The sequence below is a fragment of the Pseudomonas sp. S3_G06 genome (assembly GCF_054667565.1).
The window spans coordinates 1771995-1792446 of sequence record NZ_CP162738.1 but is presented as its reverse complement, the minus strand read 5'-3'; the positions used below and the strand labels follow the sequence as shown (position 1 = coordinate 1792446).

General features: G+C 62.1%; 12 protein-coding genes. 10 read left to right on the top strand and 2 right to left on the bottom strand.

Annotated features, from left to right (window positions below):
• Nucleotides 1–55: 55 nt before the first annotated feature.
• Nucleotides 56–4951, bottom strand: coding sequence for an NAD-glutamate dehydrogenase (locus AB4N47_RS08260; protein ID WP_130900815.1), 4896 nt, complete (start codon nucleotides 4949–4951; stop codon nucleotides 56–58).
• A gap of 479 nt (nucleotides 4952–5430) precedes the next feature.
• A complete protein-coding gene (locus tag AB4N47_RS08255; RefSeq protein ID WP_400500614.1) occupies nucleotides 5431–6825 on the bottom strand; it encodes a hypothetical protein in 1395 nt (464 codons plus the stop codon).
• Between the two features lie 293 nt (nucleotides 6826–7118).
• Here AB4N47_RS08255 and AB4N47_RS08250 point away from each other — a divergent pair, with 293 nt between their 5' ends.
• The 10 genes from AB4N47_RS08250 to AB4N47_RS08205 all read left to right on the top strand — a co-directional run bounded on the left by AB4N47_RS08250 (nucleotide 7119) and on the right by AB4N47_RS08205 (nucleotide 20452).
• Nucleotides 7119–7472 (top strand): hypothetical protein, encoded by a 354-nt coding sequence (locus AB4N47_RS08250; RefSeq protein WP_116658751.1) that lies wholly within the window; start codon nucleotides 7119–7121, stop codon nucleotides 7470–7472.
• Nucleotides 7473–7819: 347 nt separating this feature from the next.
• A complete protein-coding gene (locus AB4N47_RS08245; RefSeq protein ID WP_007913915.1) occupies nucleotides 7820–8779 on the top strand; it encodes an AAA family ATPase in 960 nt (319 codons plus the stop codon).
• 5 nt (nucleotides 8780–8784) lie between these two features.
• Entirely contained in the window at nucleotides 8785–9729 is a 945-nt protein-coding gene (locus tag AB4N47_RS08240) for a DUF58 domain-containing protein (RefSeq protein WP_016774988.1), read from the top strand.
• Nucleotides 9726–10223 (top strand): DUF4381 domain-containing protein, encoded by a 498-nt coding sequence (locus AB4N47_RS08235; RefSeq protein WP_024013173.1) that lies wholly within the window; start codon nucleotides 9726–9728, stop codon nucleotides 10221–10223. Before AB4N47_RS08240 ends, AB4N47_RS08235 begins: the two co-directional genes overlap by 4 nt.
• Nucleotides 10216–11295: a vWA domain-containing protein gene (locus AB4N47_RS08230; RefSeq protein ID WP_341637299.1), complete on the top strand. Its 1080-nt coding sequence runs from the start codon at nucleotides 10216–10218 to the stop codon at nucleotides 11293–11295. The genes AB4N47_RS08235 and AB4N47_RS08230 overlap by 8 nt, the downstream gene beginning before the upstream one ends.
• Entirely contained in the window at nucleotides 11292–13028 is a 1737-nt protein-coding gene (locus AB4N47_RS08225) for a vWA domain-containing protein (protein WP_341637298.1), read from the top strand. Before AB4N47_RS08230 ends, AB4N47_RS08225 begins: the two co-directional genes overlap by 4 nt.
• On the top strand, nucleotides 13025–14656 hold the full coding sequence (locus tag AB4N47_RS08220; RefSeq protein ID WP_056789454.1) for a BatD family protein: 1632 nt from the start codon (nucleotides 13025–13027) through the stop codon (nucleotides 14654–14656). The genes AB4N47_RS08225 and AB4N47_RS08220 overlap by 4 nt, the downstream gene beginning before the upstream one ends.
• A 320-nt stretch (nucleotides 14657–14976) precedes the next feature.
• The gene (locus tag AB4N47_RS08215) at nucleotides 14977–16221 is read left to right on the top strand and encodes an exonuclease SbcCD subunit D C-terminal domain-containing protein (RefSeq protein WP_110603684.1); all 1245 of its coding nucleotides are present in this window, start codon (nucleotides 14977–14979) and stop codon (nucleotides 16219–16221) included.
• The gene (locus AB4N47_RS08210; RefSeq protein WP_341637297.1) at nucleotides 16218–19859 is read left to right on the top strand and encodes an AAA family ATPase; all 3642 of its coding nucleotides are present in this window, start codon (nucleotides 16218–16220) and stop codon (nucleotides 19857–19859) included. Before AB4N47_RS08215 ends, AB4N47_RS08210 begins: the two co-directional genes overlap by 4 nt.
• Nucleotides 19856–20452, top strand: a complete 597-nt coding sequence (locus AB4N47_RS08205) for a glutathione S-transferase (protein ID WP_341637296.1) — start codon at nucleotides 19856–19858, stop codon at nucleotides 20450–20452. Before AB4N47_RS08210 ends, AB4N47_RS08205 begins: the two co-directional genes overlap by 4 nt.

Below are 20452 nucleotides of genomic sequence, written 5' to 3'. Positions count from 1 at the left end.
GACAAGAAAAAGCCCCGCCTCTTTCGAGAGCGGGGCTTTTTCACTCAGCCACTACTTACGCCAGTTCAAGCTCGGCATTCGCAGTGATTGCAGGCACGATCGCTTGCCCGCTCAACGCCAGATCCAGCAGTTCGCGGTTGGCCACCGCGTACATGGCGTAGTCCGTACCGCTCGCAGCACGGATTTCCACCAGCATGGCGCGCCAGCGTTCGATCATGCTTTCGTGCTGGGCCATCCACAGCGCCAGGCGTGCTTCCACGTCCTGGGAACCGTCGCCCTGTTGCAGGACGGAGATGGTGATCGCCCGTTGCTGCCAGTCGACGTCATCACGGAACGCTTCACGGGCCAGAGCCTGCCAGTTGTTTTCCACCGGCAAGGCGCTGATCTGTTGCAGGTACCAGGTGATGTCCAGCGCAGAGCCCACGGCGAAGTAAGCCTTGGCCACTTCGGCCGGGTCCTGCCCGGTGACGTCGGCGGCTTCGATGATCGGCAGCAGCGTGTACAGGTGCGAGGTGCCCGCAACCATACGCGCCAGCAATTCCGGCACACCGGCTTCGACGTACGCCTGATAGCGCGACTGCCAGTTCTCGCGGATTTCGCCGCTGAGCAGTTCGTCGAGTTTCAGGCCCAGCTCTTTCAGGTGCGGACCGAAATGCGCGACGTCACGGGCAGCGTTCTGCTCGTTGCGACGGGCACGCAGGAACCAGCGCGTGGCGCGACGGCCCAGACGCATCAGCTCGTCCATCAGTTCCAGCTGCACGTCAGCGGAAACCTGATAGTCCAGCGCTTCGATCTGACGGAACCAGTGCGGGAGGTGGAAGATGTCGCGCACGATCACGTAAGCGCCAGCCACGTTTGCCGGGCTCATGCCGGTCGACTCTTTGAGTCGCTGCACGAAGGTGATGCCCATGTGGTTGACCAGATCGTTGGCGATCTGGGTGCTGACGATCTCGCGCTTCAGACGATGGCGACGCATGGCTTCGGAGAACTTGCTGACCAGGGTCGGCGGGAACGCCGTTTCCATGTCGCGGGTCAGGTAATCGTCGTCCGGCACCAGCGAGCCCAGCAACTGCTCTTTGAGGTCGATCTTGCTGTAGGAAATCAGCACCGACAGCTCAGGACGGGTCAGGCCGTGGCCCTCAGCGACGCGCTCGGTCAGTTGCTCTTCGGTCGGCAGGAACTCGATGGCGCGGTCCAGCTTGCCACGGCCTTCCAGATCGCTCATCAGACGCTTGTACTCAGCGATGCGCGCGTAGGCACGGCGCGCCGCCAGGGACAGGGCCTGAGTCTGCTTGTAGTTGTTGCCCAGCACCAGATTGCCGACTTCGTCGGTCATGCTCGCCAGCAACTGGTTGCGTTGCTTGTCGGTCATGTCACCGGCCTGAACCACTTCGTTCAGCAGGATCTTGATGTTCACTTCGTGGTCGGAGCAGTCCACGCCACCGGCGTTGTCGATGAAGTCGGTGTTGGAACCTCCGCCATTCAAGCCGAATTCCACACGACCCAGTTGGGTCATGCCGAGGTTACCGCCCTCGCCCACGACTTTGCAGCGCAGCTCGTTACCGTTCACGCGCAGTGCATCGTTGGCCTTGTCGCCGACATCGGCGTGGCTTTCAGTGCTGGCCTTGACGTAGGTGCCGATACCGCCGTTCCACAACAGATCCACCGGCGCCTTGAGCAAGGCGTTGAGCAGTTCGGTCGGGGTCAGCTTGTCAGCCTGGATGTCGAAGCGTTCTTTCATCTGCGGCGAGATCGCGATGCTCTTCGCGCTGCGCGAGAAGATACCGCCACCTTCGGACATGATGCTGGTGTCGTAATCGGTCCAGGCCGAACGCGGCAGGTCGAACAGACGCTGACGCTCGACGAAACTGGTCGCCGGGTTCGGGTTCGGGTCGATGAAGATGTGCATGTGGTTGAACGCAGCGACCAGTTGCAGCTTGTCGGACATCAACAAGCCGTTACCGAACACGTCGCCGGCCATGTCGCCGACGCCAACCACGGTGATGCTGTCTTCCTGAACATTGATGCCGCGCTCGCGGAAGTGGCGCTGTACGCCGACCCACGCGCCCTTGGCGGTGATGCCCATTTTCTTGTGGTCGTAACCGGCCGAACCACCGGACGCAAACGCGTCACCCAGCCAGAAGCCGTAATCAATGGCAATGCCGTTGGCGATGTCGGAGAAGGTTGCAGTGCCCTTGTCCGCCGCGACCACCAGGTACGGGTCATCGTCGTCATGACGCACGACATTGACCGGCGGCACCAGTGCGCCGTCCTTCAGGTTGTCGGTGATGTCCAACAGACCGGAAATGAAGATGCGGTAGCAGGCAATGCCCTCGGCCGCGATCTCGTCACGGCTGCCGCCCAGTGGCAGGCGACGCGGCAGGAAACCGCCCTTCGCGCCCACTGGCACGATGACCGAGTTCTTCACTTGCTGGGCTTTTACCAGGCCGAGCACTTCGGTACGGAAGTCTTCTTCACGGTCGGACCAGCGCAGACCACCACGGGCAACGTTGCCGAAGCGCAGGTGCACGCCTTCGACGCGTGGCGAGTAGACGAAGATTTCGAACTTCGGCACTGGCTTCGGCAGCTCAGGGATCGCATGCGGGTTGAACTTGAAGCTGAAGTACGACTTGTTCTGGCCGTTGGCGTCAGTCTGATAGAAGTTGGTGCGCAGGGTGGCTTTGATCAGGTCGAGGTAACGACGCAGGATGCGGTCTTCGTTGAGCACCTGAACATCGTCCAGTGCGGTCAGAATCGCTTGTTCCAGACGCAGTTGCTTGTCTTCCAGATCATCGCTGCCGAGCTTGCGCGCCAGGTAGAAGCGGGTCTTGAACAACCGGGTCAGTTCGCGAGCGATGTCGGTGTGGTTGTTCAGGGTACTGGCGATGTAACCCAGGTCGAAGCCCAGACGAATCTGCTTCAGGTAACGGGCGTAGGCACGCAGCAGCGCCACGTCGCGCCATGGCAGACCGGCGGTCAGCACCAGACGGTTGAACGCATCGTTCTCGGCATCGCCACGCACGATGTGCACGAACGCGTCCTGCAGGGTGTCGTTGAGTTGTTGGATGTCGAGGTCCAGACCTTCAGCGGCGGTGAAAGCGAAATCGTGAATCCAGAACTCGCGGCCGTTGGTGTGACGCAGACGGTACGGGAATTCACCCAGTACGCGCAGGCCGAGGTTTTCCAGAATCGGCAGGACGTCGGACAGCGCCAGCGGCGTGTCGGCGTGATACAGCTTGCAATGCAGCTCGCGCTGGCCGGAGACCTGACCGAGCGGCTGATAGAAGCTCATCACCAGCGGATTTTTTTCGTTGAGGCTCAGCAGGTGCTGCATGTCGACCACGGCCGAATGCGCAGCGAAACGCTCGCGGTAGCCGGCCGGGAAGCCTTTCGGGAAGTCGGCCAGCACGTTGGTGCCGTGGGCTTCGCCGAAACTTTCGACGGTCAGTGCGGCGTAGTCGTCCTGCCAGCTGCGGCAGGCCTGAACCACTTCTTTTTCCAGCAGTACCGGGTCGATGTCGAGGCGGTTCTTCGGATCGACGCGCAGAATCAGCTGCACGCGGGCCAGCACGGATTCCGAGAAGAAAGTCCAGAATTCGCAATCGGAAGCCTTCAGGCGCTCCATCAGCACTTGCTGGATCTTCTGGCGGACTTCGGTGGAATAGATGTCGCGCGGCACGTAGGCCAGGCAGTAGCAGAAGCGACCGTACGGGTCTTTGCGCAGGAATACGCGGATCTTGTTGCGTTCCTGGATCTGCACGATCGACATCACGGTGGTGAACAGTTCGTCGACCGGGGTCTGGAACAGGTCGTCACGCGGCAGCACTTCGAGGACCTGCGCCAGTTCCTTGCCCAAGTGAGCCTTGGACTGGAAGCCGGAGCGGCGCTCGATTTCTTCGACCTTGCGGCGGATGAACGGGATGACCCGCACGCTCTCGCCGTACACCGAGGAGGTGTACAGGCCCATGAAACGGTGTTCCTTGATGACTTTGCCGTCGGCGTCGATTTCACGGATCGACACGTAATCCGGGTAAGCCGGACGGTGTACGCGGCTTGGATGCGCAGCCTTGGCGAACGACAGCAGGGTCGGTTCGCGCAGGTAGGACACGGCGTAGTCTTCGATGCGCAGGTCTTCGTAGGTCAGGCCGGTGCGCAGCAGTTTGGTCAGGCCGAGGAAGGAGCTCTGGTCGTACTCGATGTGGCCGCCATCGGCCTGATCGGTGACCACGAACTCTTCGTAGCCGAGGAAGGTGAAGTGGTTGCCCACCAGCCATTCCAGGAAGCTCTTGATTTCGTTCTTTTCGTCGGCATCGACCGGATAGGCGCTGTTGTCGAGCTGGGTGAGGATGTCCTGCACCTTGGCTTTCATCGGCTCGAAGTCAGCGACGGCGACGCGCACTTCACCGAGCACCTGCTCAAGCTCTTTGCTCAGCACGTTCAGCTCGGCCGCGTTGGCGCAACGGTCGATTTCCAGGTACATCAGCGATTCGTGCAGCACGCCTTCGCCGGTGCTGCCCTTTGGCAGGACTTCCAGCAATTCGCCCTTGCTGCCACGACGTACGCTGAGCACGGTGGTCTGCAGGGTATGAATGCTGTAGCCGCGACGGTTCAGCTCGGTACGCACCGAGTCGACCAGAAATGGCAGGTCGTGGTGCAGCACTTCGACCGCGGTGTGGGTCGACTGCCAGCCGTGGCGTTCGTAATCGGGGTTGTAGACACGCACTTGCGGTTGCGCGTGATCGAAGCGCTCAAGCAGGCGCCACGCAGAGAGAGTACAGCCAGCGAGGTCGGAGAGGCGACGTTGAGTCAGCTCGTCCAGGGAAATGATGCCGAAGAATTGTTCAGCGAACAGCGCCACTTGTGGCAGTGCCTGTTCACTGATGTGCTGCGCCAGTGCCGCTTGCAGTTGGTGCTGGAAGTCGGCTTTGCTGGCTGCGGTGAAGAACGCCATCTGTGGTACTCCGCTTAAGCTTGTTATTGATGGAAAGCGTCGCGTGCAACAGCCCTTTCGGGCCTCGTGTCGCCCTGTTCCTGATTCTCGGGCAGAGGAAACAGGGAGACAGGTGGGTGAAGCTGGACGGGACACTCAGGTCACATTCACCTTCCATGAATGAGCATCTGCAAAAGCGACTGCCAGCACTGCCGGCAATGCCTTTACGGGTGCTCATCCGTTGCGCAGCTTAATGGGTGCGACAATGTGTCTGCTTGCGGTGCTGCGACATATTCGGTCATTGGCACGTAAATGCAGGGTTTGGCCTGCATCAACACTAGCAGGCGTGCGCCGAAATGCAGGTTCGAAACCCCGGTTTCACGGGACTTTCGTGCCAGGTCGGTCGCCGAGGACGTTACATATCCGGAAACGAAAACGCCCAAGGCCCCTCAATCGACCCTGAGCGTGGCATCCGGTTCAGCGCCAGCGGTTGACGCGGATCAGTCCGGCAGTTCCTCAAAGGCTCTGAATTTGCTCACCGTGGCGCAGTCGTAGCACATCGTCTGCAGGATCTGCTTGTCCATGCTGGCGTCGATGTTGCTCGAATCGCATTCGCGGCAGAACAGGCGCAGATGGCTGAGCAAGTCGCTGTCGAACGCCACGGCGGAAAAGAATTGCGGGACCAGTTCGTCACGCCAGTACATGCCCGGCGATTTGGAAAATCCGGCGCCGCTGTCCTTGAGCACCACGTCGTAGAGCAAGCGCTGCAAGGCCGTTTGCGGTACTCGCGCATCGCGATGGGCGTTCTTGCGCCAATTGCGCGCGAGCGCGTCCTGCGCCGTGCCCAGCATGTTGCGCGGAATGGTGTTGGAGGCGTGACTGCGCCCTTTGGAATTGCCGGTGGCATAAAAGTGCGCGGCGTTTCGTACCGCCAAGCGGGCGAAGTAATACAGCTGACTCACCGAGAAGTCCTGCAGCAACTGCCCGACCACCTCCTCGGCACGGGCTTCGGCCGTGAAGGCAAAATCCACTTCAGCGGCCAGCACACGGATGTATTGAATGGACGCTTCGCGGGCGAGACTGAAGACCAGCGAATAGATTTCGCTCTTCCAGGCGGCTTTGACGCTGCCCGACAACTCCTGATACAGCACCTGATACAAATTCTCGCGGGCACAGCGCGTTACGCCGTCGAGCGTGACGCTGGGCAGCCAGCGCACCGCGCTGTACTCGCGGATATTGCAGCCCTCGCTGCGATCGAAAGCGTTGATGTCGGAATCGGTGGAAACTGCCAGCACCCCGGCTTCGTGCAGGCCTTTGAGCAGCTCTTCACGGGCCTCGAACGTCAGGGCGAGGAGTTCTTCTCTGGATGGCGCATTCAACGGCGCAATCCATTCAACGGTTGCGCCGTAACCATCATCCAGCAAAGCGAGCAACGTCAGCTTCTGCACAAACCCCAGATTGGCGTAAGGCACTGCGGGGCATCGCGCGCCATATCGAGCTTCCAATTCCAGGCGATCACGCGTGGCCCGGGCGGCAAGCTGCTGCTGGCGCACCTTGAAACATTCTGTGCAGCTGCAAGTCGTGTGGCGGGTATTGGTGCCGGGTAGGCTTTGCTGGTGCTCACAGCGTACGCATTTGAAGGTACTGCGCAGCGAAAGCGGAGTACCTCTGGCGTGTCGGCGCACCCACATCGGCAATTTGCAATAAGGGCAGCTGAGGTCGGCACTGATAACCGGGGGCAGAACCTTGAGCAGACTGCGCACCGTTGCAGGGATCTTAAATTCCGCCATCAGCACGGCAGTTTTTTCGCCTTCGAGATAGCGTTTGTAGATTTCCTCGATCTGTTCATCGGACAGGTGGCGGATTTCTTCGGCGCGGTCGAAATATTGGGTCATGGCAAAGTTCCCTTTTTGGGGTTGTCGTAACGCACTCCATTGCGCATGAGCGGCGAAACTAACGGCAAAAAGGTGGCCATCACAAGCGAAAAATCGCAATTTCGGGTTGATTTTGCGCATCCGGCAATTGCCTTACGCTGGCGTCGGATTTTCCCTTCTTGCTACTCGGAACTGGGCGACGGAAATGTCCTGCTTTGCCACTTTTTACCGATGCAGGCAGCGCGAACGAGCAGAGACTGGCAAAATCGCGCCTTCGAACAGATTCATCGCCGCCACTGCCCAGGATTTCCCCCATGCAAATGACCACCGCCCTACTGATCGTCAACCCGTGCGACGACGAAGAAGACAACATGGCCATGCTCTGCTGCCACAGCGACAAGGGCGAGATGTTCCTGATGAGCCGTTATCCGGATGAGGATGAGCTGGAGATCACCCTGGATGGCGAGCCTTCGACGCTGGACGGGGTGAAGGTCACGCTGACTTCAAACCTGCTTAAGATCGAGATTGCTGCTGCGGATGCCGATGCGTTGAATGGCGATGATGTGCTGGAGATCAGTTTTAATCCGGATATGGTGGATATGGATGAGGTTGTTGAGACTTTGAAGAATATTCTCGATGGGACCGGGACCTTTATCAGCGAGGTTTGATGGGGCCTGGAAGGGCCCTATCGCTGGCAAGCCAGCTCCCACAGGGACCGATGCGCTGCACCAATCGCATGCACTACGCCGAAACCTGTGGGAGCTGGCTTTCCAGCGATAGGGCCGGCACTGGCGCCGCTACAATTTCCTGCTTTGCGAAAGATCAAAAGATCGCAGCCTTCGGCAGCTCCTACAGGGGATCGCATTCCAACCGGGAAGCTGCCAAAACCCGCGATCTTTTGCTCTTTTGCACAAAATGCCGTTAGTCGCCGCCCCCCGCGATGGATTAAAGTAACGCCCCCAGCCCCGGCGTTATCCGAACGCCCCGGCCACCCCCTTTCCAGGAACAGTCACCGATGGAACATCGTGAAGCGCTGCTGGCGCTGCGAACCTTTCTTTCAACGCAGATTCTCGGCCAGGAAAAACTCATCGAGCGTTTGCTCATCGCCCTGCTCGCCGACGGCCATATGCTGGTCGAGGGCGCTCCCGGTCTGGCCAAGACCAAAGCGATCAAAGAACTCGCCGAGGGCATCGAAGCCCAGTTCCATCGAATTCAGTTCACCCCCGACCTGCTGCCGGCCGACATCACCGGCACCGAAATCTACCGTCCGGAAACCGGCAGTTTCGTCTTCCAGCAAGGGCCGATCTTCCACAACCTGGTGCTGGCCGACGAAATCAACCGCGCGCCGGCCAAGGTGCAATCGGCCTTGCTCGAAGCGATGGCCGAGCGTCAGGTCAGCGTCGGGCGCAGCACTTATGAGCTGTCGCCGCTGTTTCTGGTGATGGCCACGCAGAACCCGATCGAACAGGAAGGCACCTATCCGTTGCCGGAAGCCCAGCTCGACCGTTTCCTCATGCACGTCAAGATCGGCTTCCCCGACGCCGCTGTCGAACGGCGCATCCTCCAGCAGGCCCGTGGCGAGGCGCTGAACGGTGAGACCAAGCCCGAGCGTCGGGTCAGCCAGCAGGCGATCTTCGCCGCGCGCAAGGAAATCCTTGGTTTGTACATGGCCGACGCCGTGGAGGAATACCTGGTGCAACTGGTCATGGCCACGCGCAACCCGGCCAAGTTCGATCCGGAAATGGCCGAATGGATCGCTTACGGTGCCAGTCCGCGCGGTTCGATTGCCCTCGATCGCTGCGCCCGCGCCCACGCCTGGCTGGCCGGTCGCGATTTCGTCAGCCCGGAAGACATTCAGGCCGTGCTGTTCGACGTGTTGCGCCACCGCATCATTCTGTCGTTCGAAGCCGAAGCCGCTGGCATCGATCAGGATCGCGTGGTGCAGCGGATTCTCGACGTCGTCGCCGTCGCTTGACCCCCATGAACGCCGCCCTGCCCTCCGAACCCGGTATCCGCATCAGCCTCGCCGAGCTGATCGAAATGCGTCACCGCGTGCGCGAGGTACAGCTGTTTTCCACGCCGAGTCAGCGCAGCCCGCTGATCGGCCTGCATCACTCGAAATTCCGTGGCCGTGGCGTCGACTTCGATCAGGTGCGGGTGTATCAGGCCGGTGACGATGTGCGCACCATCGACTGGCGCGTCACTGCGCGCACGCAGGAGCCGCACACCAAGCTGTTCCACGAAGAGCGCGAGCGACCGATTTTCATCATGGTCGAGCAAAGCACGCGGCTGTTTTTCGGCTCGGGGCTGATGTTCAAATCGGTACTGGCGGCGCAGGTCGCGGCGCTGATCGGCTGGGCCGCACTGGGGCACAACGACCGCGTCGGCGGATTGGTGTTCGGTGATAACGAGCACTACGAAATCAAGCCTCGCCGGAGCAAGCAGAGCCTGCTGCAATTGCTCAACCGTCTGGTCAAGGTCAACCAGTCGCTGCACAGCGAGCGCGAGCCGGATCGCGATGCCTTCGGCGTGGCCCTGCGCCGCGCGCGGGAAGTGCTGCGGCCGGGCAGTCTGGCCATCGTCATTTGTGATGAACGCGCGTTGTCCGACAGTGCCGAACAACAACTGAGTTTGCTGGCGCGGCATTGCGATCTGCTGATGCTGCCACTGTCCGATCCGCTCGATCACGCCCTGCCCGCCGCTGGTCTGCTGCGCTTCGCCGAGCGTGGCGCGCAACTGGAAATCGACACGCTGAATTTCGACCTGCGCCAGACCTACCGCGCCCAGGCCGAAGCGCGCATAGCTCGCTGGGAATTGCTCGCGCAGAAGCTGCGGGTGTTGCTGATGCCCTTGAGCACGCAGAGCGAAATGGTCGAGCAGATGCGCGAGTTCCTCAACCCGCAGCGTCCGGGGAAAGGTCGATGAACGGCCTCGACCAACTGCAGCCGCTGATCTCGCCGCCGCCGATCGCCTTCTGGCCGCCGGCGCCGGGCTGGTGGCTGCTGCTTCTGCTGTTGCCGCTGCTGGGCTTTGCCGCGTGGAAGCTGCGCCGCTTCATTCCGATGAAAAAACGCCCGGTGGTGCGCGCCGAGCAACCACTGGACCCGGTACGCATCGCCGCGCTCGCCGAACTGGCGCAAATGCCCAAGCCTTACGACGGCGCACCGGCCGGTGCCTGGCTGCAACAACTCAACGGCCTGCTCAAACGCCTGTGCCGCAACCACTATCCGTACAGCCAGAGCCACACCCTCAACGGCCGCAAATGGCTGGCCTTCCTCGATAACCGCTGCCCGGCTGCCGGCCTGACGCGCTGGATGGTGCTGGTCGAAGGCGCGTATAAACCGGAATGCAAACTCGACGACAAAGCCATCGCCGGCCTGACCCAAGCGGTCGACACGTGGATTCGCAAACATGTTTGAATTTGCCTGGCCGTGGATTTTCATGCTGTTGCCGCTGCCGTGGCTGATGCGTCTGGTCCTGCCGGTGGCCGACAGCGGCGAGCCGGCGCTAAAAGTCAGTTTCCTCGCCGACCTCGAAGGCCTCGCCCGCCGCCGCGCCCGCGCCAACTTGCCGGCGTGGCGGCAGCAGGCGCCGTTTATCTTGCTGTGGCTGATCCTGCTGACCGCCGCCGCCCGCCCGCAATGGCTCGGCGAACCGCTGCCGATTGCCGCCAGTGGCCGTGATCTGCTGGTGGCGGTGGACGTGTCCGGTTCGATGGATTTTCCTGACATGCAATGGCAGGACGAGGAAGTCAGTCGCCTGTCGCTGGTGCAGCACTTGCTCGGCGATTTCCTTGAAAGCCGCGACGGCGACCGCGTCGGTCTGATCCTGTTTGGCAGTCAGGCCTACCTGCAAGCACCGCTGACCTTTGACCGGCGCACCGTGCGCGTCTGGCTCGACGAGGCGCGGATCGGCATCGCCGGCAAGAACACCGCGATCGGCGATGCCATCGGTCTGGCCCTGAAACGCTTGCGTCTGCGCCCGGCGCAAAGTCGCGTGCTGATTCTGGTCACCGACGGCGCCAACAACGGCGGCGAAATCAATCCGCTGACGGCCGCAAAACTGGCGGCCAGCGAAGGCGTCAGAATCTATCCGATCGGCATCGGCGCCAATCCCGAGGACAGCGGCTCGACCGGCCTGCTCGGGGTCAATCCGAGCCTCGATCTGGATGAGCCGGCGCTCAAGGCCATCGCCGAAATCACCGGCGGCCAGTACTTCCGTGCCCACGACGGCCTGGAGCTGCAAGCGATCAAGGACACCCTCGATCAGCTCGAACCGGTGACTCAGCAACCGACTCAGGCACGCCCGGCGCAAGCCTTGTATCACTGGCCGCTGGCGTTGGCGCTGTGGTTGAGCCTGTTGCTGGTCGTCCGCGAACTGTGGCCGGACAATCCGCTGCAACGCCTGTTTACCAAGCAACTGTATTTACAAAGTCCGCTGCCGGACTGGCGTCAGCGCTTGCAGCGTTTGCGCCTGCGGAGGCGCCGATGATCGCGCTCTGGCCGCACTGGTTCCGCCCTTGGTGGCTGCTGCTGTTGCCGCTGCTCGGCTGGCTGCTCTGGCAACTCTGGCACCGACAGAAACGCGCCGGTCGCTGGCAGATGATTCTGCCGCCGGCGTTCCATGCCGCGTTGCTCAGTGGCGGCAGCGGTCGCCAGAGCAAACTGCCGTGGATCGCCCTTGGCGTGGCGTGGTTGCTGACCATTCTGGCCTTGCTCGGGCCGAGCTGGGAGCGCGTCGAACAGACCAGCCAGAAACCCACCGACCCGCTGGTAGTCGTGCTCGAACTGACCCCGGAGATGCTCGCCACCGACTCGCCACCGACGCGTCTCGAACAGGCGCGGCGCAAGCTGTTCGACCTGTTGCAGGCGCGCAGCGATGCGCAGACCGCCATCGTCGTCTATGCCGGCAGCGCGCACACGCTGGTGCCGCTGTCGGATGATCTGGCCACCAGCCGCAACCTGCTCGACGCGCTGAAGCCGTCGCTGATGCCGGAAGCCGGCCACCGCGCCGATCTGGCCGTGGACAAGGCGCTGGCGTTGCTCAAGCAAGGTGCGCTGGGACAGGGACGGATTCTGCTGATCGGTTCGTCGCTCAATGAAGAAGAACGGCGAGGCATTCGTCGTGCTCTGAATGGCGAGTCGACGCAACTGCTGATGCTCGGCATCGGCACCGCCGAAGGTGCGCCGATTGCCCAGGAGGACGGCAGCTTCCTCAAGGACGAGCAAGGCGCGATCCGCGTGCCGCAACTCGACAGTCCTGGTCTGGCGACATTCCTCAATAGCGTCGGAGGCGAGTATCGCCCGGCGCGACTCGACGAGGCTGATCTTGGCGCCCTTGGCCTGCTCAACGGCCCGCGCAGCCTGCGCGACGACGGCCAGACCGTGCGCCTCGATACGTGGGCCGATCAGGGCTATTGGCTGCTGTTGCCGCTGTTGTTGCTGGCTGCGTGTGCCGGGCGCCGTGGCTGGCTGTTCTGCCTGCCGCTGCTGTGGTGCCTGCCGCAACCGAGCTACGCTTTCGACTTCGAAGACTTGTGGCTGCGCCCCGATCAACAGGGTTTGCACTTGCTCAAGCAGAAACGACCGGCCGAAGCCGCGCAGCATTTTGAAGATCATCAGTGGCAAGGGGTGGCGTTGTACGAGGCCGGCGACTACAGTGGCGCCGCTCAGCGCTTCGCCGAGGGCAGCGATGCCCGCGCCCACTACAATCGTGGCAACGCTCTGGCAAAAAGTGGCGAGTTGGAAGCGGCGATCGATGCCTACGAACAGGCGCTCGAGCTGCAACCGGATCTGCGTCCGGCGCAGACCAACAAGGCGCTGGTGGAAAACCTGCTGAAGCAGAAAAACGCCCCGCCGCCGCCCGAACCGGATAACCAGCCGAACGAACAAAGTCTGCCCGGCGATGAGCCCTCGCCCACCACCGCGCCCCCTCCGGCGGTGAGCAGTGAAACCCAGAGCGAGGCGCAACCGGCCGAGTCGGCCAGCGAACCGCCGCCGACCGCCCCGCCGCTGCCAGGCCCCAATGAAATCCCCGGCAGCAACGAGGAAGAGGAAACCGACACGGTGCCGACCCTGCGCCCGAGTGAGAACAACCTCGAAGGCGAGCAGCGTCAGGCGCTCGAACAATGGCTGGGCAAGATCCCGGACGACCCGGGCGAACTGCTCAGGCGCAAATTCTGGTACGAACAGCAACAACATCAGGATCAGGAAAACAATCGATGACCCGCTTCACCGCTCTCTTGCTGCCCCTGCTGATCTGCACGGCCACCGCTCAGGCGGCCGAGCTGACCGCCAGCGTGGATCGCAGTCGCCTGAACTCCGGCGAGACGGTCGAGCTCACCCTCGAAACTGACGACGTCACCCAGTTCGGCAAGCCCGATCTGTCGGCACTGGAAGCGCTGTTCGAAGTGCGCGGCACGCGCCAGGTCAACCAGCTCAACACCCTCAACGGCGACAATCGCGCGACCACACGCTGGATCATCACCCTGCTGCCGAAAGAAAACGGCAGCGTAGTGATTCCCCCGCTGCAACTGGGCGAAGCACAGAGCCAGCCGATCACCGTGCAGGTGATCGCCAGCGACAACCGCGAAGACAGCAACAGCCTTGATCCGGTGTTCATCGAAGCCAGCCTCGATCAGACCAGCGTCTACGTGCAGGCCCAGGCCATCCTGACTTTGCGCATCTACCACTCGGTTTCGCTGTACGACGACAGCAGCCTGAGCCCGCTGCAAATTGCCGATGCGCGCATCGAACAACTTGGCGACACGCGCACCTACGAAAAAGACATCAATGGCCTGCGCCACGGCGTGATCGAGATGCGCTACGCGATCTATCCGCAACACAGCGGCCTGCTGACCATCGCGCCGCAGACGTTCAGCGCCACGCTGGTCGATACCGCGCCATCAGCAGACGCCTCGGGGCCGAAGCCCGGCAAACTGATGCGCGTCAGCTCGGCGTCGATTCCGCTGACGGTCAAACCGAAACCGCTGACCTACCCGGTCGATGCACCCTGGTTGCCGGCGCGCAACCTCAGCCTCAGCGAAAGCTGGAGCCCGGAACCCGACCACACCCAAGTCGGCGATTCCCTGACCCGCAGTCTGACCCTGAAAGTCGAAGGCCTCGCCAGCTCGCAACTCCCCGCCCTGCCCGCCACCGACGTCAACGGCCTGCGCCGCTACCCCGATCAACCGGTGCTGAGCAACCAGAGCAGCGACCGCGGCATCATCGGCAGCCGCGAAGAACGCGAAGCCCTGGTGCCAAGCCGCAGCGGCGCGATCGACCTGCCAACCGTCGACGTGGTCTGGTGGAACACCTTCGAAGACCACCTCGAACACAGCAGCCTGCCCGCGCGCACCCTGCAAGTGGCGAACAACCCCAGCCTGCAAATCGACACCCCGGCCGGCACCCTGCAACCGAGTACGCCCGACAACGACACCCTGTGGTGGTGGAAACTCAGCACCCTGATCCTCGCCTGCACCACCCTGCTCGGCTTCGGCCTCTGGTGGCGCGCCCGCTGGCAACCGGCAATCCACCGCGCCGCCCAGACCGGCCCGAGCCCACGCACCCTGCTCGACGACATCAAACGCGCCAGCCAGGCCAACGACCCCCACGCCACCCGCCAGGCACTGGACGCCTGGGCGCGGCAACAGCCGGAGACGCTGGCAGACATGGCCGCGCGATTTGTGCCGTTGTCGGATGCACTGGATGGCTTGAACGGCGCGCTGTACAGCGAGACCGGGCAGCATTGGCAGGGTGAGGATTTGTGGCGGGCGATCCGGACTATTCCAGCGGCGGAACGAGTGCAGGATCCGGTGAGTGAGAGTGGGTTGCCGCCGCTTTATCCGAAGTGAACAGCAAAAGATCGCAGCCTTCGGCAGCTCCTGCAAGGGAATGCATTCGCAGCCTTTGTTTTTTGTGGTGAGGGGATTTATCCCCGTTGGGCTGCGAAGTAGCCGCAAATTCCGCAACTCAAATATGCCTGACACACCGCAGGGTCTGATTTTGCGACTGCTGCGCAGCCGTTCAGGGCGGTGCGACGTTTCGCTAAATCCCCTCGCCACAGGAGTCCGTGCGAAGACTGCGCGGTGCAATAGACTGTAAACTCTCCCCCTCTTTCGCCGCCTCCTCATTCCCGCGCGGCCATCACCTCTTTTCTGTAGCGGAGTCCACCTTGCGTCTGTTCCACACCTCCGACTGGCACCTTGGGCAAAACCTGCACGGCCAGGAGCGCGATTTCGAGCACGCGTGTTTTCTCGAATGGCTGCTGCGCCAGTTGCACTTGGCGCAGCCGGATGTGCTGCTGATCGCCGGGGACATCTTCGATACGGTCAATCCGCCGGTCAAAGCGCAGGAACGCCTCTACGACTTCATCGTCAGCGCTCACGAACAGCAGCCGTTGCTGACCATCGTGATGATCGCCGGCAACCATGATTCCGGTTCGCGGATCGAATTGCCGGCGCCGTTGATGCGGCGTTTGCGTACTCACGCGTTGGGTCGGGTGCTGTGGCTGGATGACGGGCAGCTCGACGCCGAACGTTTGTTGCTGCCGCTGCCGAATGCGCAGGGAGAAATCACCGCGTGGTGCCTGGCGCTGCCGTTCTTGCGCCCGGCGGAAGTCACTGGCGCGCATCTGGGTGACAACTATCTGCGCGGCATCGGTCAGGTGCATGAATGGCTGATCGCGGCGGCGAATGCCAAGCGCCAGCCCGGGCAGGCGTTGATCGCTATCAGCCACGCGCACATGGCCGGGGGCTCGGTGTCGGAGGATTCCGAGCGCAGCCTGATCATCGGCAATGCTGAAGCGCTACCCGCCAGCCTGTTCGGCGAAAGCATCAGCTATGTCGCCCTCGGCCATTTGCACAAGCCGCAGAAGGTCAACGGTGAAGAGCGCATCCGCTACAGCGGCTCGCCGATTCCGCTGTCGTTCTCCGAAATCGGTTATCAGCATCAGATTCTCGATGTGGTCCTGGACGGTGAAACACTGGTCAGCGTCGAGCCGAAACTGATCCCGCGCTCGGTCAATCTGCAGCGCATCGGCCCGGCGCCGCTGGCCGAGATTCTGCTGCAACTGGCCGACCTGCCGAACATCGATCTGCTCGCCGAAACCCAGCGCCAGCCATGGCTCGAAGTGCGCGTGCGCCTCGATGAGCCGCAGCCGGATCTGCGCCATCAAGTGGAAACCGCACTGCAAGGCAAAGCCGTGCGACTGGTGCGCATCGCCGCTGAATACGCTGGCAATCGTGGCGCCGATGGTAGCGATGATGGCAGCACGTTGATCGAACTCGACCAGCTCACCCCGCAGGAGCTGTTCAGCCGCGCCTGGCTCGACAACTACGGCAGCGAGGTCGACGAGCAGACGCTCAAGGACTTCGCCGAACTGCTGCAAGACGTGCAACTGGAGGGCGAGCAGCCATGAAAATTCTCGCCATTCGTTTGAAGAACCTCGCCTCGCTGGCCGGGCCGTTCGAGATTGATTTCACCGCTGAACCGCTGGCCAGCGCCGGGCTGTTTGCGATCACCGGCCCCACAGGCGCCGGCAAAAGCACCCTGCTCGACGCCTTGTGCCTAGCACTGTTCGGCGCCGTACCGCGCCTGAACAACACCGGCCGAGATGCGAAAGTCCCCGACGCTGACGGTGAAATCGCCACTGGCGACCCGCGCACCTTGCTGCGACGCGGCACCGGTGAAGGCTATGCCGAAGTGGATTTTGTCGGCGTTGATGGCCGCCGCTATCGCGCGCGCTGGGAAGCCAATCGTGCTCGCGAGAAGGCTGGTGGCAAACTCCAGGCCAGTCGGCAGAGCCTGCGCGACATCGATCAGGATCAACTGCTCGCCAGCCAGAAAGGCGAATACAAAACCCAGCTCGAAGCCGCGCTGGGCTTGAACTTTGAACAGTTCACTCGCGCTGTGCTGCTGGCGCAGAGTGAGTTCAGTGCGTTCCTCAAGGCTGACGACAACGACCGCAGTGAACTGCTGGAAAAACTCACCGACACCGCGCTGTACACCCGCCTCGGCCGCCGCGCCTTCGACAAGACCAAAGAGGCCCGCGAAGCGCACAAGCTGTTGCAGGATCAGGCTACCGGCGTGACGCCGCTGGCACCGGAAGCACGCGCCGAACTCGACGAGCGTTTCAACACCGCGCAGCAACAGATGAAGGCGCAACAGGCGCAGCTCAAACAGCTTGAGCAACAGCATGCCTGGCTGAAGGATTTGCGTCTGTTGCAGGAAGCGCAGCAAGCGGCCAGCGAACAACTGCAAACCGCGCAACAGCAATGGCAGGCCCTGGCCGGCGAGCGGGTGAAACTGACGCGTCTGGAACAGCTTGGCCCGCAACGCCATCAGTTCGCGCGCAAGGCCGAGCTCGATGCGCTGCTGACACCACTGGCGGCGCAGATTGCCGCGCACACGCAACAACACGCGGCACTCGGGGAACGCCAGACGCAGCTGGAACAGAACCTCGACGCAGCGAAAGTCGCCCTGAGCGCAGCGCAACAACGCCAGAGCGAAAATGCGCCGTTGCTGCGTCAGGCATTCGAAGAGCAAAGCACCCTCGCCCGCCTGATCAAGGACACCGCCAGCAGCGCCGAAGCCCGGCAAGCGGCCGAGCAAGCGTTCAAGGATGGCCAGAGCGCGATTCAGGCTTTGCAGGAAAAGCAGACTGAAGTCGCCGCGCGTTTGCAACGCATCGCCGCGGAGCTTGAGCAGAGTGCGCATCTGGCGCCGTTGAGCGATGCCTGGAGCGCCTATCGCGACCGTCTGCAACAGCTGATGCTGATCGGCAACCGCATGAACAGGGGCCAGAGCGAACTGGCTTCCCTCGAACAGAACGCCGCGCACAGTGCTGAGCAACTGGCCTCGCACAAACAGCAACTGGAAGTGCTGTTCAAAGAAGCCGGCGCAGAGCCGGACGCAGTCGCCGAACAGATCGGCCTGCTTGGCACCTTGCTGCAGGACAACCGCAAACAGCTGCGCGCGATCGAAGACCTGTCGCGCCTGTGGGCGACTCAGCAGGATCTCGACAAGCGCAGCGCCGAGTTGCAACAACGCCAGCTTGACGCGCAGCAGCAACGTGAACGTCTAACCCAGGACGGTGTGAAAACCAAGGCCGAACTGACCGTCGCCGAGCAGACCCTCAGCGTCACTCGCGAACTGATCGAGCGTCAGCGACTGGCGCGCAGTGCCAGTGTCGAAGAGTTGCGCGCGCAGTTGCAGGACGATCAGCCCTGCCCGGTCTGCGGCAGCAACGAGCATCCCTATCACCAGCCCGAAGCACTGCTGCAAAGCCTTGGCCGTCACGATGAAAACGAGCAGGCCAACGCCCAGCAAGTGGTCGATCAGCTCAAGGAAAAACTGATCGAACTGCGCGGCGAAGTCGGTGGCGTGATCGCACAACAGAAAGAGTTGCTGCAGCAACAGGAACAACTCGCGGCGCAGCAACAAGCCCTGGCGCCGAGCCTCGACGCGCATCCGCTGGCCGCGCAACTGTTCAATCAGGACGCCGACAAACGCGACGCCTGGCTCAGCCGCCAGACCGAGCAGTTGAACCAGAGCATCACTCAGGACGAACAACGCCAAAGTGCGCTGCTCACCTTGCAACAGGACGCTGCGCGCTTATCGCAGCAATTGCGTCAGGCTGAAGTGGCGCATCAGCAAGCGGCGCAACAGCTGAGCCATCAGCAGCATGAACTCAACAGCGACCGTCAGCGCCTTGAAGAAGAACTCAGCGCGTTCGGCCCGCTGCTGCCCGCCGACACGCTCGAAGCCTTGCGCCTGGAGCCGGCGGCAACGTTCATGCAGCTGGACCGGCAGATCGCCGAGCGTTTGACCCAGCTCGAACAGCAAAAGGAAGAACTGAGCGAACAGCAGCAACGCCAGCAGACCCTCGAGAAAGAACAGGATCGCCAGCAGCTGCGCACTCAGCAGCTGCACAGTGCCGAACAGCAATTCACGGCGTTGACCGAGCAGCAGCAAAGCTGTCAGGAAAAACTCGCGCAGTTACTTGGCGAGCACAGCAGCACCGAGCATTGGCAGCAGCAACTGGAACACGCGGTGGAACAGGCACGTAGCGCCGAAACCAGCACCGCTGAGGAGCTGCAAAGCGTGCGCACGCAGCTGGTGCAGATCGCCGCTGAGCTCAAGGCCCAACAGGAACGCCTGCAAGCACTGCAAGCTGAAGACCTGGTACTCGCCGGCAAGATCGCCGATTGGCGCGCCAGCCATCCGGAACTGGATGACGGCGGCCTCGAGGACTTGCTGCGCTTCGACGACGCGCAAGTCGCCGAACTGCGTCAGACCCTTCAGCACAACGAAAAAGCCATCGAACAGGCCCAGGTCCTGTTGCAGGAGCGCGATCAGCGCCTGCTCGATCACCAGGCCCGGCAGGACGGCAATCTTGACGCCGAACAGCTGGACAGCGCCCTCGCCGAGCTGCAGAACCAGTTCGCCGTCAGCGAACAGCAGTGCGCCGAACTGCGCGCCGAACAGGTTGAAGACCAGCGCCGGCAGAACGCCAATCAGGCGCTGGCCCAGCAGATCGCCGACGCCTATGCCGAGTACCAACGCTGGGCGCGGCTCAGTGCCTTGATCGGCTCGGCCACCGGCGACACCTTCCGCAAGATCGCCCAGGCCTACAACCTCGACCTGCTGGTGCATCACGCCAACGCGCAGCTGCGCCAACTGGTCAAACGCTATCGCCTCAAACGCGGCGGCAGCATGCTCGGCCTGCTGGTGATGGACACGGAAATGGGCGACGAACTGCGCTCGGTGCATTCGCTTTCCGGCGGCGAGACGTTCCTCGTATCACTCGCCCTTGCGCTGGGTCTGGCTTCGATGGCGTCGAGCACGCTGAAAATCGAATCGCTGTTTATCGATGAAGGCTTTGGCAGCCTCGATCCGGAATCCTTGCAACTGGCCATGGACGCACTCGATGGCTTGCAGGCGCAGGGACGCAAGGTCGCGGTGATTTCCCATGTGCAGGAAATGCACGAGCGGATCCCGGTGCAGATTCAGGTGCGGCGCCAGGGCAATGGTTTGAGCACGCTGGAGGTGAAATGAACACGCTGTTTTCCTTCCGCCGCTGCCCTTACGCGATGCGTGCGCGAATGGCCCTGCGTTATGCGGGCGTGCCGGTGGAGATCGTTGAGGTCAGCCTCAAGAACAAGCCGGCGGAAATGCTCGCGCTCTCACCCAAGGGCACCGTGCCGGTGCTGAATGCCGATGGCGTGGTGATCGATGAGAGTCTGCAGATCATGCGCTGGGCGTTGGCGCAGAATGATCCGGATGATTGGTTGCTGGCCGGTGATTCGTTCGCGGCGCTGTGGATGGAGAAACTGATTGAGGGTAATGATCAGATTTTCAAATCGGCATTGAATCGCTACAAGTACGCCGAGCGCTACCCCGAGCGGCCGATGGAAGCTTATCGAGCGGAAGGTGCGTTGTTTCTGCAGAAACTGGATGAGCTGCTCGAAGGCCGCGATTATTTGCTCGCCGATCACCCAAGCCTCGCCGACATCGCCCTGCTGCCCTTCGTCCGACAGTTCGCTCACGTTGATCGCGAGTGGTTTGCGCAGACGCCTTATATTCGCTTGCAGGCCTGGTTGCAGCGCTTGCTCGAATCCGAGCTGTTCACCTCAATCATGAAAAAATAA